The organism is bacterium, assembly GCA_040756715.1.
In the GTDB taxonomy this organism is placed as follows: Bacteria; UBA9089; UBA9088; order UBA9088; family UBA9088; genus JBFLYE01.
In genome coordinates, this window is the sequence record JBFLYE010000070.1 from 1 (window position 1) to 15743 (window position 15743).

Sequence of the window (15743 nt, forward strand, 5' to 3'; positions counted from 1 at the left end):
ATCTTTTCAATTTCTGGAAGGTGCTTTAAGGATTCTCCAAGGTAGATGTAAGAGGGCTCATCGCTTAAGAATTTGGCAATAAAGGGAATAACTTTATAAAGATAGATTTTAAAGAAAAATCTTATAAACTTTTGTTTTGGAAATAAAAGCTCAAGGATTACAAGCTTTCCGCAGGGTTTTAATACCCTCATTGCCTCCTTTAGAAACACAGGAATATCAATGTACCTTAAGGCAAAGCCAAGTGTTATTCCGTCAAATACAGAGGATTTAAATGGAAGAAATAGGGCATTGCCTACGATAGGGCTAATCTTTGTCTTTTTCCTTGCTACCTTAAGCATATCCTCTAATATATCCATCCCAAAAACAGATGCGTTGGTGCATTTCTTTATTTGAAGGCAAAAATCGCCTGTTCCACACCCAATATCCAAAATTTTTCCTTGAAACTTTGCTTTTTTAACACAATCTAGCCGCCAACGATTATGAAACCCAAGGCTCATAATCGCATTCATCCTGTCATAGTCTTTGATGATGCCTTTAAAAAGACCTTTTATCTCCAATTATTTTACCACGCCGAGCTTTCCTATTTTCTTATCTTTGCCATGGGATAGAACATAGATGTAGAGACCAGAGGCAATGTTATTAAGGTTTAAGGTTGGGTCATTATCAAAATTTTCTTTTTCAAATACACATTCGCCTGCGATGTTGTAAAGCCTTATCTTTGTGTTTGAAGGAAGATATTCAAATTTAACATTGTCAACATTCTTTGCTGGGTTTGGATAGCAAATAACATTATTTAGGCTTAATGGCTTTATCCCCTCCTGAATTTGAACATTAACCTTCTTGTTCTCATTATCCCTTATATCTATATCCTCAATCTTTAAGCTATCTGCCCTTATCCTTACAATAGTGCCAGAGGGAGGAAGAAGGGGAAGAGAGGCGAAGGCAAGAGCCATTCTTCCTCCCTCTATAGAGGGAAGGGATATAATATAAGGCTCTGTTTTTACAGATATTTCTCCTTCAAAGGAAAATGTAATATTTCCACCCATTATATTGGAAAAACCAGAATACTTTACCACAAACTCCCCATTTTCTCTTTCAATCCAGATACAACCCCCAACTTGCGACTCCTGACTCCCGACTCCTAACTTATTCCTCCAATTCCACATCAGGCAGAACACCATTAAATCTTCAAAATCAATTATACCATCTGGGTTTGAAATAAGGTCGGGTGGAATTCCAGATGCTGGACCAATGTCATACTCTAGCTTATTTTTCTTCCAATTTGTTGTAATTAACATAAGGTCATCAAAATCTATTTTTTCATTTCTATTTAGGTCTCCTACAAGATATTTTCTTATTGTTATTGTTCCCGAAAAGCTCTCTGCGGCAATTTTTGTGTTATTTGAGTCTCGTAAGTCTACTAAAGAGAATAATAAACTTGCTGTTCCCTCCTTAAGGGCTTTAAATGTTAGGTTTGCCAATGTAATTAAGCCCTGTGTTGAGCTTCCAAGCTTTGCAGAAATAATTATAATCTTTCCGGTGAGGGTTGAGCTTAAAAATAGATCGGAAAAATTTCCCTTTTCAATACTTAAAGGCTCTAATTTATCGTCTGGATATAAAATCTCAATGTTTGCTCCCATAAGCTCAGAGGTTTCTATGAAAATTCCTATTGTCTTCGTTCCCTCTATGAATACAGAGGAATCACTTGGCTCTATTTTTACTGTGGCAAGGTTTTCCTCTAAAGAAAGCCTATATGGAATCCATTTTCCATTCCTATCCATAAGCCTTGTTTGAGGTAATATGGCAAGATTTGGATTTTTCTCTTTAAATTTTACCACAAGCAATGTTCCATTTCCTTGTATTTCTCCTTGTAGAAATCCAAAGGAAAATGTTATGCTTCCATTACCATAGAGGCTTTGAAGAATTGCTGCATCCTCAATGAATTGCCCCTTCTCTATTCCAACACATTCAAGGCTTTCCTTATAAGAAAGGTAAATTGAGCCTCCGATCAAGCCAGATACATCTTCTATATTTACATTAAAATTATCTCCATCCTGCTCAATAGAGAGGGCTACATTGCTATTATTTAGAATGCTTGCAATACCCCTTGTGCTTCCAAAATTCTCTCTTAAGATATAAAAATCAAGTAGGTCTACGCTTCCATCATGGTTAAAGTCAGAGGCAAGGTTTGGCCCTGATTGTCCAAATTCGCTTCTTAAAATATAGAAATCAAGCAAATTTACCTGACCACTTCCATCTGCATCACCTGGGATTGTTACTGATGCAGAGCCATTTATAACATTAAATGGGATGTTACCTCCCGAATTGTCTATAAGGTTTGTCTTTTCTATACTAGGATTGGTTGATACTTCAAAGGAAATTGCAGATGTTCCAGATGTTCCACAAAACGCAATGGATGCTATTGTTCCAAAACCCGTTGCCGAGCCAGAGAATAAAGCAGATGAGTAGATAAGGGTTCCTGAGGCATTGTTAAATGATAAGGATAAAAGGCTTGCACCCGATGGAAAGCTTCCCTGGGTTATGGTTGAAACAGAGAGGACATCTGGGTTAAATGAAAGATAAACGGATACACCAATCAGATTAGAGACATTGTCTACCATTAGATTAACGGTTCCTATAGAGCCAGAGCCAATGACAAGAAAGGATGGAGAAAGGTAAAGCGTGGTTGAGCCTGTTATAGCAGAAGCAACATTTGAATAGCTTGATGTTCCTATCTCATTAAAAGCTGCTACCCGATAATAGTATCTTGTGCTGGGAGAAAGATTTGTATCTGAATAGATAGAGGCTGTGGTTGTTGTGATAAAAGAAAAGGCTGTAATGGTAGAGCCCCTTTCTATAGCAAACCCAAGCTCATTATTTGAGTTATCAGACCAGGAAAGGTCTATCCTTGAGTTTGATACAGGGATTGCTGTAAGGCTTGAAGGAGAACTTGGTGGAAGATCAAATGTTGTGGCAGATGCTGTGTTTGAATAGGTTGATTGTCCACCGGTAAGGTTATAGCTACAAACCCTATAATAATATGTTGTGCTTGCAGAAAGCCCGGTATCTGTGTATGTGCTTTGTGTTGTCGTCCCAATAGAAACAAAGGCTGTAATGGTAGAGCCCCTTTCAATGATAAACCAAAGCTCATTGCTTGAGTTGTCATTCCAGGAAAGGTCAATGGTTGATGAACCGGTTGCGGTTGCTTGTAGATTAGATGGTGCAATAGGAGCAAGATCAAATGTTGTAGCAGATGCAATGTTTGAATAGCTTGATGTTCCATAGAAATTATAGGCATAAACCCGGTAATAATATGTTGTATTGCTTGAAAGGCTTGTATCTGTGTAGGTTGCATAGGTGGTTGTTCCGATATTGAAAAGGCTTGTATCTGTTGTCCCCCTTTCCATAATAAACCAAAGCTCGTTTGTGGAATTATCAGACCAGGCAAGGTTTATTGTAGAAGATGAAACAGCCGTAGCTTGTAGATTTGATGGTGGATTTGGAGGGGTAGCTGTCCCTAAGGTTGCATACTTAAGATTGCCCTGTGTGGCATCATAATAGCTTATCTGGGGAATGTTGTTATAAATTGCAATAGAGCTATACATTCCAACATCATCAGTAGAATCAATTGTCTCGGTTGTCCAGCTCGTGCCACTTCCATAGGCAACTTTTAAGTCTTTGTTCGTGGCATCATAATAGGAAATCCATACCGTGTTTGAGCCATCTATAGCGATTGAACAGAATTTTCCAACATCGCCAATTGAATCTATGGTTCTTAATGTCCAGGTTCCATCAGGGTTTATTGCATATTTAAGGTCTGTATTTGTTGCATCATAATAGGCAATATGCAGAATGTAATCCTTCCCAGTAAGGGAGGAATATTGACCAACATCGCCTGTTGTATCAATGGTTCTAAAGCCCCAATTTGTTGGATTCCAAAAGGCAAACCTTAAATCGCCATCCGTGGCATCGTAGTATGTCATACAGGGAAGGCTATCCTCTACAAGAAAAAGGGATGAAAACCTTCCCCTGTCTTTATTTAGAGCATAATCTACGGTTTCTGTTGCCCATTCTGAACCTGTCCAAAATGCATATTTTAATGCCTTGTTCTTCTCGTCATAGTAGCTTATATTTGGGTATTGTTCTCTATCTATCTTTAAGGAGCTAAATTTTCCAAGCTGCGGAAAATCAACAATTGAGCTTGCTGTGCCAACTCCTTTTGTATGTAAAAGCCTTTGATATGTTGCATTGTAATGGCTTATGTGAGGACAATTGTTGCTGTCTAAGTCAATGGATGTATAATATCCAGATGAGCCTGTTGTTCCTACATTATTTGTAGTCCAGGTGGAACCATTAAAATATGTATATTTTAGCCCTCCTGTGGTAAGGTTTGTGTATGAGATATGTGCTCTTCCCAAAGAATCACAGGCAATGGACGAATACAGGCCAACATCATCTAAAGAATTATCTATGGTTTGTATCTGCCAGGAAGAGGCAAAAAGGCACAGAGGCACAGAGGCACAAAGAATAAAAAATAATCTAATGAATGTATAACGCATCCTACCTTTTTTATCGGCATTTTTTGGGTTTTACTTTAGATAAAAAAGGAAAGAAAAAAATCCCTTAAGTTTTTTTTGTTTTATGCCGATATAGAAGATAAAGGAAGTAATAGGCTTTCTCCCCTCCGGCGCCTATTACTCCTTTTTTTGTATCTAGCCCTTGTTCAGCTTAGATTTTTCCTCCTCGTATTGCTCTCTTGTCCTTACATCAAGCTTAAAACCACAAAGCTTTGCGGCAAGCCTAATATTCTGACCATCCCTTCCAATGGCAAGGGATAATTGATCCTTATCAACAATTATAACTGCCTCCTTTTTCTTCTCATCAGCCATAACCTCTTTTGCCTTTGCAGGAGAGATGCTTAGCTGGATAAATTCATTTATGTTGTCTGAATATGGAATAATATCTATCTTTTCTCCCTTAAATTCCTTTAGGATATTAGAAATCCTACTTGCATTTACGCCAACAAATGCTCCTATGGGAGAAATATTTTTGTCAACGGATGAAACAACAACCTTTGAACGAACCCCTGGCTCTCTTACTATCTTCTCTATCTTAATAGAACCATCTTGTAGTTCAGGGATATCAGCCTCAAATAGCTTTTTTAGAATCCCAGGATGTGTTCTTGAAAGGATTACCTGTGGATGCTTTAGACCCTGTTCTACACCAATCACATAGACCTTTATCCTCTCTCCGATTCTATATTTTTCTTTTCTTATCTGCTCTTTGGCTGGAAGAATAGCCTCTGCTTTACCAAGATCAACAAAAACCGTATTGTCTGAAATCTTACGGATAAATCCTGTTAGAATCTCACCCTCCTCCCTTTTAAATTCCTGGAACACAGAACCCCTTTCTGCCTCCCTTATCCTTTGGCTAATAACCTGCTTTGCTATCTGGGCAGAGATTCTCGTTGAGGAGGCATCAAATTCCTCGAGCTCAACCACATCGCCTAGATTAATATCCTCCTTAATTTTTTTTGCGCTTTCTAGGCTTATTTGCTCCTTTGGATTATTAACACATTCTACAACCTCCTTTACAACAAATACCCTTACACTCCCTACATCTGGATTAAAGATAACCTTAACATTCTTTACACCAAGCCGTTTTCTATAGGCTGCTACCAATGCCTCTTGTATGGCTTGTAAAAGGGCATCTTTTGATATGCCCCTAGATTTAGAAACCATAGACAATGTTTCTCCTATCCCTTTCTCCATAAAAAGGATTATACCTTAAATTTCAAAAAATTTCAATAAAAAGATGAAATTCTTAAGAAAATAATTTATAATAAAAATATGGGCTATGTTGTTTCAGTAAATATAAGCAAAAACAAGGGAGAAAAGAAGATGCCAGTTTTTTCTCCCTGGAAGGTAATCAAAGATTTTGGCTTTTTTGAGGATGGCCATTCTGGTTCCTGGCATCGTCAGGTAAGCTTATTGGCTATTGAGGAAATAGAGAAGGCAAGAGGGTTAGGAGCCAATGTCTCTTGTGGAGATTTTGCTGAAAATATTACAACCTCTGGGATTTGCCTTTCTTCTTTAGAAATAGGGACAAAGCTTAAGATAGGAAATGATATAATCCTTGAGGTATCCCAAATAGGAAAAGCCTGTCATACAAAATGTGCCATTTATTATGAAGTGGGAAGCTGCATTATGCCAAAAAAGGGGATATTTGCTAAAGTTTTAGAAGGGGGAGAAATTAAGCAGGGCGATAGGATTGAGGTATGTGATTAGCTGTTTCGTAACTACTCACCATATTTTTGGGCTATATCTTATAGTGTTTATGAAAATAACAAAAAAGATTGAAATGAGAATTTTATAATCTTAAAATCCACAATGAGAATAGCTATTGCTTGTGGTGGGACAGGGGGGCATATCTATCCAGGAATAGCTATAGCAAAGGAATTAAAAGAGCCTTTCTTTATCACAGGGAAAAAGGGCATATCTTGCGAAATAATCAAAAAATCTGGCTTTAAGGTTTATGTCATTCCCATATCATTTTGGAAAAGGAGGCTATTTTCATTAAATACGCTAGGTGTTACATTTTCTAATCTCTTCTGCATAATTGCCTCTTTTTTTATTCTCCTTAAGGAAAGACCAAAGGCGATTATCGGAATGGGAGGATATCCATCATTTCCACCTATTTTAGCAAGCCTTTTTCTTGGAATCAAAAGGATAATTCATGAGCAGAATGCAAAGATGGGGCTGGCAAATAGGCTTCTTTCAAAGATTGCAACAAAGGTTGCACTATCTTTTGAAAATACAGAATTTGCCCCTAAGAATGCAATATTTACCGGATGCCCAATAAGGAAAGAGATAGGAAAAATAGGAAGGGAGGAGGGGCTTTCATTCTTTGGCTTGAAGGATAAAAAGACAATCCTTGTAATGGGTGGCTCGCAAGGCTCCACTAAGATAAATGAGGCATTCCTTGAGGTTACTCCAAATCTTTTAGAATTCAATATAATCTGGCTAACCGGGAAAAAGGATTACTCAAGGATAAAATCCGCACTCCGCACTCCGCATTCCGCAATTAAAATATTTCCCTTTCTATTCGAGATGGAATATGCCTATGCAGGGGCTGATGTAGTCATAGGAAGGGCGGGTGCTGTATCTATTGCTGAGATAAAAAGGTGTGGAATCCCAGCCATTCTTATCCCATATCCTTTTTCTGCTGACCAACACCAATCAAAGAATGCAGAAGCCTTAAAGGATGCCATTGTTATCAAAGAGGAAAATCTTTCAAAAGATAGCCTTTTGGATGCCATTTTTAAAGTAAGGAATAGAGAAAAATCTCCCTTTAAGCTTCAAAGCACAGAAAGGTTTTTGAAATTGCTATACGGTTAAACTTGCCTCTATCGCGCTTATAAATGCCTTATTTTCCTTGTGTTTTCCAATGGAGACCCGAAGACAATTGCCTATTTTCTTTATCAAAATCCCTTTTTTAAGAAGAAAAGAATAGGACTTTTTCGGATTTTCTGTTTTGAATAAAATGAAATTTGCACAGGATTTATAGGCAATTATTCCCCTAATTTTTGAAAGCTTAAGATATAACCATTCCCTCTCTTTGATTATTTTTTCTATAAATACTTTGATTGTATCCCTTTCTTTAAGGCAAATCAAAGCTATTTCTTGGGAGAGGGTATTGAGGTTATAGGGAGGCTTTACCAATTTAAGGCAATTTATAAATTGTGGATTTGCCAGGATATACCCACACCTTATTCCAGCAAGGCCAAAGCCCTTTGAGAATGTTCTAATAATAGCAAGCCTATCGTATTGGTTTAAAATATCAACGAATGTTTTCTCTGAAAATTCAAAATATGCCTCATCTATAACAACAATGGATTCTGTTTCCTTTATAATTCTCTCAATATCCTCACGGCTAAAGCAATTTCCCGTTGGGTTGTTTGGATAGGCAATAAAGATTATGCTATTTTTCTTTCCTCTCTTTATTATCCTTTTATAATCAAGCTCAAAGTCAGGCTTTAATGGAATTCCTATTGTTTCACAGCCCGTTATATTTCCTATTATTTCATACATGGGAAATGTTGGAGAGGGAAAGATTACCTTTTTTTTTAAACCACCGAATGCAAGGAGGATATATAAAATCATTTCATCAGAGCCATTGCCAACAAGAATCATATCTTTTAAAACCCCTGTATATGCCTTTAATTCCTCTCTTAAAGCTAAAGCAGAAGGGGATGGGTATCGATTAAAGCTTATTTTGCCTATTGCATTTTTTATTTTCTTCCTTATCTTAAATGGAAGGTCATAAGGATTCTCCATAATATCAAGCTTTATTGGTAAATCCTCCCTCTCTGCATTATAGGGAGAGATATTCAAAATATTAAGGTTCATAAAATTTTCTATCATTTTTTCTAATTATATCATTCTTTCTGCTTCTTCTGTAAGCAAAATTAACCTTTCCTTAAGGCTCTCTTTCTCTTCTTCTATTTCTCCCTCCACCTTATATGGCTTTCCAAAGAGAATTATAGCCTTGCTCCAGGGATAAGGCATCTGGTATTTATCCCAGGCATTCTTAAATGTATATGATGGATAGCTAGAAGATGTAAGGGGAACAATGTAAAGATTAAGCTTCTTTGCAAGGAAGATTACACCATCGCTTACAGAATAGCAAGGGCCCTTTGGTCCATCAACCGCCAAGCCAATATCAAATCCTTGCAAAACCTTATTTTTAAGCCCAATTATCCCTTCTGCACCACCCTTTGCTGAGGAACCACGGACAATCTCATAGCCAAATCTTTTAAGAATTTTTGCCTGGATTTCACCATCCCTTGAAAGGCTTGAAAGGAGGGCAATATTTCTCTTTCTCATATACCAGACAAGGAGAAATTGCCTTCCATGGAAAAAGGCATATAGAATCCTCCTGTCTAAATCCTTTACCATTTCTTTCCCCATTACCTTTAATTTAAGGCTTCTGCTTATTCCTTGAATAATAGCTTCTGCACCTATGGGTAAGATTTTATCAGCAAATGCTATTTCCGTAAGTCTCATATAGCCTTTTATACAAACCTCCCTTTTCCATCAATTCCTTGTGGCTTCCTATTTCAGCTATTTTTCCTTTATCCATTACCACAATCCTATCTGCATTTACAATAGTTGAAAGCCTGTGGGCAATGACAATAAGGGTAGTTTTAAGGGAGAGGATTTCAGAGAAGGAGGAGATTATCTCTCTTTCGGAGGAATAATCCAGATTTGATGTTGCTTCATCCAAAATGAGAATTTTTGGCTTCATAATCAAAGCCCTTGCAATTGCTATCCTTTGCTTTTGTCCAGCAGAAAGGCGAAAGCCATATTCTCCTATATCTGTGTTATATCCTTCGGGAAGCTCCTTGATAAAATTGCAGTGGGAAAGGGAGGCTGCCTTTTCTATCTCATCAAAAGAAAAAGAGGCAAGACCATAGCCAATATTCTCGGCAATTGTTCCCGAGAAAAGGGCTGGTTCTTGGGGAACAAAGCTTATATTCTCCCTTAATGATTTGATGGTAATCTTTTTAATATCGCTGGCATCAATTGTAATTGTTCCAGATTGTGGTTCATAAAGCCTTAAAATAAGGCTTGTTAAGGTTGTCTTTCCACAACCAGATTCCCCAGCTATGCCCAAAAACTCACCCTGTTTAATCTCAAGGTTAATACCAGAAAGAACCGGTGTTTCTTCATAACTAAAATCCAAGTCTTTAATCTCTATCCTTCCCTCTTTTATTTTTAAAGGCATTGCATCCTTTTCCTCTGGAATAATAGGCTTATCATCCAATAGCTCAAATATATGGGAAGAAGCTGCTCTTGCCTGATTTATAATAAGATTTGCCTTTGTGATTGACTTAAGGGGCGATGAGATTGTTCCAATATAAAACAAAAATGCAACAAGTCCTCCTTGGGTAAGGCCTCCTGTGATAACCTGCCATCCTCCATATCCTGATAAGACAATTATCCCAATTGTTCCCAGCATCTCAACCAGAGGAACGGAGAGGGAAAGAAGCCTTATGGTTTTTTTTGTGAGGGAGAAATACTCAAGGTTCTTTTTCCTAAACCTCTCCTTTTCCTTCTCTTCTGCGGTAAAGAGCTTTATGGTAGCTACATTATGAATATCCTCTGAGACAATGGCGATAAGCTCTGCCAGTCTCCTTTGGCAAGAGAAGGTTATATCCTTCATCCTCTTTCCAAATCTATAGATTGTCTTTACAACCAAAGGTGTAATGGCCAGGGCAAGAAGGGTCATCTTCCAATTAAGGTAGAAAAGGATAAATATTGAGCCAATAATGACAATGGGGTTTTTTATAAGGGAAAGAATGTCCTCAGAGAGAAAATTCTTAAGGACAAGGACATCATTTGTAATCCTTGAGAGAACCTCTCCCTTTTTCCTCCTTGTATAGAAAGGCAGGGATACATCCATAAGGTGATTGAATAGCTCACACCTTAAGTTGAATATAATCTTTTCTCCCACAAGGTTTAGAAGGAGGCTTTGTCCATACCGTGAAATTGCCAATACAAATGCAATTCCAATGCTTATAACAAGGATTTCAGCGATAAGTGAGGTATTCTTTTTTGGTAAAGTATCCAGAAGCATCTTTCCCATCCAGGGGAGGCTAATGGTACAAAGGGAATTTATGACCATACAAACCCCTGCCAGGATAAGATATCTCTTAAAGCCAAAAAGATATTTAAGAAGCCTTGTTAATGGATGCATTACTATTTAAAAAACCTGCCAAATCCCTTTTTCTGTTGTTGTTTCTCTTGTTCCATCTGCCTTATCTTTCTCCCAAATTCCTCTGCCTTCATCCTTGCATTTGAAAGGTCTGTCCTTGCATTAGAAAGCTTTTTCTTTGTCTCCTCATGGCCTATTTTTTCAGCCTCAAGCTCTTCCTTTATCTTTGCTAATTGTTCATTAAGAAGCCTTTCTTTCTCTGCAAATTGCTTCTTTAGCTGCTCCATTTCCTTTTCCTTTTCAAGGAGCCTCTTTTTCAGGTCATCAGCCTCCCAAACCTTCCCTGCTAATATCGAAAAATCTCCGTTACTCATCGCTTATCCCCCCTTATCGCTTCGCTTAAATTGTAAATTTTAAATTGTAGATTTTAAATTTTATCCACCTTCAATTTACAATTTGCATTTTACAATTTGCAATTATGTTTAAGCTTTAGCTAAACACATACAAATTTTATCATCACACCTCAATTACTATCTTTTCCTTTTCCTCTTGTTCCTTCTTTTTTATCCCAAATTCATGGAGAAGCTGTCTTAAGGCATTTGGGTTATTTGAAGATGAGGTTGCATCATCAAGGCTTATAATGCCATTGATAACCAAGGCAACAAGGGATTGCTCCATTGTCTGCATCTTATAATGATACACAGAACCTTCAATTGCCTTATAGATATTTCCAAATTCTCCCTTTTCAATGTATGTCTTTATGGTGGGTGAATTTATCATAATCTCTAAAGCGGCAACCCTTCCCTTTCCATCCTGTCTCCTGATAAGACGCTGTGAAATAACCGCCCTTAAGGTCATAGCAAGCTCAATCATTATCTGATGGTGCATATCGGATGGAAAATAGGATAAAACCCTATCCATAGTAGATGCGGCAGATGATGTATGAAGGGTTGATAAAAGCAAGTGTCCTGCCTCGGCTGCCTTTAAGGCTATTTCAATTGTCTCCCTATCCCTCATTTCACCAATAAGTATAACATCAGGATCCTGCCTCAATAATGATGGAAGGGCATCCTCATAAGATAAAACATCAGAACCAACCTCCCTCTGAGATATACTCGCCTTTTTATCAGCAAAAACATATTCTATAGGGTCTTCAATGGTTGCTATATGGCAGGAAACATTTGAATTTATCTCACCAATTAAGGATGCCAGGGTGGTTGATTTTCCAGAGCCGGTTGGCCCTGTAACCAGGATAAGACCTGTTGGGTATGCAACAATCTCCTTTAAAACAGAAGGAAGACCAAGCTGCTCTATGGTCGGAATCTTTGACTCAATCTTTCTTATAACCATAGCAATTGTTCCCTTGTTATTGAAGATATTTACCCTGAACCTATATCCCTTAAATGAATAGCCAAGGTCTGTCCAATGCCTTTTATTAAATTTCTCAACCTGGCTAGTATTCATAATAGACATAGCCATACCCTCTGTTTCTTCCCAGGTAAATGGAGGGCAATTGTCTAAGGAGACCAGCTTTCCATGGATTCTATAGATGGGAGATCTCTCTGCCTTTATGTGGAGGTCTGATGCCTCCTTTTCAATCATTATAGAAAGAAGCTCATTAAATTCCATACAATTAGAATAAAAAAAAACCCTAATTTTTGCAACTTAAAAATTGCTTGTAATAACTTGCAATAACTTATGAAACTCCTTCTAATAAACACGAATTTTTAACTTTTGGTAAGTCAGCAGGGTCGTTTCAATCCTTGTTTTAATGGAAGATGGTTTCAACCACTAGAACCTACCCAATCTTTGCGTTCAATGAGTTTCATGTTTCAATCCTTGTTTTAATGGATGTTGGTCTCACTCCGTAATTTCGCTATAACTTCTTTTTAAAGAACAAGTTAAACTTCTTTTAAGAGAGGTCATTTTGCTTAATTGAAAGATCATTTTTTGCCTCAAATCGGCTATTTACTACTTCCATTACATACTTTTCTATTACATAACCATCGGTTTATCAAGGAGTTATGGTTTTGGTCTTTCTAAATATCTATAAATCCTTGCCAAAGATCTGATTTCATATGCAGATGTTTCTATAACAACAATCAACGCAGCGAATCGGATACATTGTCCTCTTGGGATAAAACCCTTTCTGAACAATAGCCAATATCTCATCTACTATCCTTAAGGCATCGTCAAAATTCTTCTGCTGAAAGGGTATTTCTTTAATCTTATGCCTGCTGCGAATATAACAGATATAGCCCTTTTTAACCTCTTGACCATAGTTGTCTTTGACTAAAAGACCATAGAGCACAGATTGATACCTATGGGTGCGATAAGTAGTCTCTTTGTATTCGGCAAACTTATAGTCAAGTGGAGCCAGGGTGCCGTCGTCTAAAACCAGAACCTCATCCACAATCCCTTTCAAATGATACTTCTCTGAGGCTAAATAGACCAGAGTATCTTTTGCAGTTACTCCAAGCTTCTTTCGCAGATACTCTCTGTTGACCTTTTCTCTCTTATCATGTAGCTCTCTGCCCTTTAGAACCTTGTATCTCTGCTCCTCATGTTGAGGGATACACAGCACATTCATATAGAAGATAAACCGGGGGCAGTAGAGATATTCAATTACTTCTGACGGTGTTATGTATATTTCCCCATTCATAATTCGTTAGAAAAACTTAGAGAGAATCTCATCTGTAACCAGCTTTTTATCGAATGCCTGACCTAAAAGTTTTACCTAATTTTGAATGCCATACCCGACCATAAGGGTCACCAAACTGATCTAAGAAGATAATGTCGATATTATTATCCATAGCAAACTTTATGGCATCGGTTGAGATATAAACCGAGGTGGTGATCAAGATGGATTCTACCTTCTTGCAAGATACCTCAAAGGTGCGGTCTTCGCACTTTACCAGGAAGCAGTTATCCTTCTTCCTTAAATATGAGCCATAGGTATTGACAACTATAGTATCTTCCATTACTTAGTGCAAAAATAGTATTTAAGAAATTTTGAATTCTAAATTTTGAATTTTGAATTGAAAAAGGTTAAGTTTTATAAAATTTTGAATTCTAAATTTTGAATTTTGAATTGAAGGTTTAAGTTTTATAAAATTTTTTCCCTTTTAATTCAAAATTCAACATTCAAAATTCATAATTTTATAAAGTTTTCCTTAAGATTATCTAAACACATACATTTTGTAAAGCGTTATGGAATTAACTATAATTGCATTTTTTTCCACAAAACACCTTATCGCAGATTGTAAAGGCAGAGTAAGGCTGCCCAACCAGATGGTAGCATATCTGGAGCCTCTTTTAATTCTTTACCATATTTGACAGCCATCTCCAGGAAGAACTTAGCGTGAAAGAAAGCCTCAACAAAAACCCTGGTATGGTGCGTCCAATTTTTATTATGCTCCATTTCAAATTTCTTTCCACTGGCGCCAGCTTCAATAATCTCCTGGAATTCCTTACAAAAACCCTGACCTTCAGGTGCTATAGACCTCAAAGCTTCAACAATTTTCCTGGTATTATCTTGAAGACCATAGACCTTGAAAGAATGATAATAGAAACGATAAACAAAGTCTTCATAAAACCAATGAGAATTCATCTCCTCCAAAAGCTTCTCAAGCTCAGGGAGTTTTGCTTTAATGTTGGCGAGCAGTTGGTCATCCATATTTATTCTCTCCTCTACTTCCTACTTCCCATTTCTTACTTCCTCTTTTTCACTGTCCCAAACCCACGGGATACAGATTTACCAATCCCCCAGTAATCAGGTATTTCAAAGTTGACTGAGAAATCTCCCAAAAACCCAAGCATCGGCGTGCCTTTGAGTGAAGTAGAGACCTCTTTAATCTCATCAATCCTTGCAATAATTGGCTCTGGCACTGTATAGCCAAGGCTCTTTGAGATAGAGATGATATTGCCAATAAGGATACTTGATAGCAGTTCCTTCTTCTTTGTCCAGCTTCCCAGCCGCTGATATCTACCATAGTTTTTCTCATTCAACGCCAGCCAGGGGGTGAGGAAGGAGTAGGATGTGCTGCTGTTAGCGATTCCAAAATAGTCTGTTTTGAGTACAATACTTTTTTCTTTTATTTGATATTCAAAACGACCAATCTTTAAATAATCAATATCTTCATAGATCCCTTGTAGGATATCAGCCCCCTGGTTAATTCCAAGAACAAAAGGTCTGCCATTGAATATTTTGTATTGTATTAGCGGTGCTTTATAAAGGAGTTGGCGGTCAGTTAAATGTTGGTGAATAAGCGTATATTCTTTGAATTTATCAGCAAAGAATCCCCTCAGCTTATCCGCAGTTCCTTTTACAGCTTCATCACATGTAAAATGAAAAATCAAGGTTTTAACCTTCATCTCTTAGACAAAACATCTCCTATTCCTTCTATCACAAACACTTTTTCCTCGGATACTTTGACGGTAAGTGATGATGGTTTTAATATCTTTTGCTCTTCTCTTAGCGGAACCATATAACTTACCAATGGAAAATTCCTATCCCTCTTTTTACATCTTTCATGCATTAAGTAAACCTGTCCATTTCCTTCTTCTATTTTTGTATCTTTAGTAAATGGAACAGGATACTCTGTTTGGATGATCTTGTTTTTTCTATCATCAGCTATATCTTTTATCATAATTTTGCTATCCAAAGAAATGGGAGATTCACTATCACCACAGGTTAGAGGCGATATTTTAACTGTTTCTGCAATATCATTTATCAGCCTATCGTTATTAAATATTGCCACTACCTGCAATTTCTTAGAGTAGGCAAACTGTCTTCCTAAGGCATTGGTAAATTTTCCACCTAAAGTATCTTCCCATTTAACGATGGCAGAAGTAGTATAGCTTTTGATAACACAGGGGCTTAAAAGTCTTGAGCCCGCCCATATTATAGTATCTTCCATTACTTAGTGCAAAAATAGTATTTAAGAAATTTTGAATTCTAAATTTTGAATTTTGAATTGAAAAAGGTTAAGTTTTATAAAATTTTGAATTCTAAATTTTGAATTTTG

At 37.2% G+C, this 15743-nt stretch carries 15 protein-coding genes; 2 read left to right on the plus strand and 13 right to left on the minus strand.

The genetic code is table 11. From position 1 onward, the window contains the following. From AB1397_02875 to nusA, 3 genes are all read right to left on the minus strand, one after another. The coding region (locus tag AB1397_02875; protein MEW6481936.1) for a ubiquinone/menaquinone biosynthesis methyltransferase at positions 1-557 on the minus strand (557 nt) is incomplete at its 3' end. Beyond that, positions 558-4559 (minus strand): T9SS type A sorting domain-containing protein, encoded by a 4002-nt coding sequence (locus tag AB1397_02880; protein ID MEW6481937.1) that lies wholly within the window; start codon positions 4557-4559, stop codon positions 558-560. Positions 4560-4712: 153 nt separating this feature from the next. Further along, positions 4713-5771: a transcription termination factor NusA gene (gene nusA / locus AB1397_02885; protein MEW6481938.1), complete on the minus strand. Its 1059-nt coding sequence runs from the start codon at positions 5769-5771 to the stop codon at positions 4713-4715. A 78-nt stretch (positions 5772-5849) separates the two neighbouring features. Between nusA and AB1397_02890 the strand changes: the two genes are divergently transcribed. Both AB1397_02890 and murG read left to right on the plus strand, forming a co-directional pair. Beyond that, positions 5850-6287 (plus strand): MOSC domain-containing protein, encoded by a 438-nt coding sequence (locus AB1397_02890; GenBank protein ID MEW6481939.1) that lies wholly within the window; start codon positions 5850-5852, stop codon positions 6285-6287. Positions 6288-6389: 102 nt separating this feature from the next. Then, positions 6390-7397 (plus strand): undecaprenyldiphospho-muramoylpentapeptide beta-N-acetylglucosaminyltransferase, encoded by a 1008-nt coding sequence (murG, locus tag AB1397_02895; protein MEW6481940.1) that lies wholly within the window; start codon positions 6390-6392, stop codon positions 7395-7397. Here murG and hisC read toward each other — a convergent pair. The 10 genes from hisC to AB1397_02945 form a co-directional block, all read right to left on the minus strand. Then, the gene (hisC, locus tag AB1397_02900) at positions 7386-8408 is read right to left on the minus strand and encodes a histidinol-phosphate transaminase (protein MEW6481941.1); all 1023 of its coding nucleotides are present in this window, start codon (positions 8406-8408) and stop codon (positions 7386-7388) included. The two genes, murG and hisC, sit on opposite strands and share 12 nt — an antisense overlap. Positions 8409-8432: 24 nt before the next feature. After that, entirely contained in the window at positions 8433-9065 is a 633-nt protein-coding gene (locus AB1397_02905; protein ID MEW6481942.1) for a DUF374 domain-containing protein, read from the minus strand. Next, complete coding sequence (locus AB1397_02910; protein MEW6481943.1) at positions 9037-10758, minus strand: ABC transporter ATP-binding protein; 1722 nt, start codon at positions 10756-10758, stop codon at positions 9037-9039. Before AB1397_02910 ends, AB1397_02905 begins: the two co-directional genes overlap by 29 nt. Before the next feature lie 2 nt (positions 10759-10760). Continuing rightward, a complete protein-coding gene (locus AB1397_02915) occupies positions 10761-11090 on the minus strand; it encodes a hypothetical protein (protein MEW6481944.1) in 330 nt (109 codons plus the stop codon). Positions 11091-11232: 142 nt separating this feature from the next. Further along, positions 11233-12345 carry a PilT/PilU family type 4a pilus ATPase gene (locus AB1397_02920; protein ID MEW6481945.1) on the minus strand — a complete coding sequence of 371 codons (1113 nt, stop codon included), beginning with the start codon at positions 12343-12345 and terminating at the stop codon, positions 11233-11235. A 445-nt stretch (positions 12346-12790) separates the two neighbouring features. After that, a complete protein-coding gene (cas4, locus tag AB1397_02925; protein ID MEW6481946.1) occupies positions 12791-13378 on the minus strand; it encodes a CRISPR-associated protein Cas4 in 588 nt (195 codons plus the stop codon). A gap of 46 nt (positions 13379-13424) precedes the next feature. Further along, entirely contained in the window at positions 13425-13697 is a 273-nt protein-coding gene (gene cas1, locus AB1397_02930) for a CRISPR-associated endonuclease Cas1 (protein MEW6481947.1), read from the minus strand. A gap of 269 nt (positions 13698-13966) precedes the next feature. Further along, positions 13967-14392, minus strand: coding sequence for a hypothetical protein (locus tag AB1397_02935; protein MEW6481948.1), 426 nt, complete (start codon positions 14390-14392; stop codon positions 13967-13969). 35 nt (positions 14393-14427) lie between these two features. Further along, a complete protein-coding gene (locus AB1397_02940; protein MEW6481949.1) occupies positions 14428-15090 on the minus strand; it encodes a CRISPR-associated endonuclease Cas6 in 663 nt (220 codons plus the stop codon). Then, positions 15087-15635 carry a hypothetical protein gene (locus AB1397_02945; GenBank protein ID MEW6481950.1) on the minus strand — a complete coding sequence of 183 codons (549 nt, stop codon included), beginning with the start codon at positions 15633-15635 and terminating at the stop codon, positions 15087-15089. The genes AB1397_02940 and AB1397_02945 overlap by 4 nt, the downstream gene beginning before the upstream one ends. Between the last annotated feature and the right edge of the window lie 108 nt (positions 15636-15743).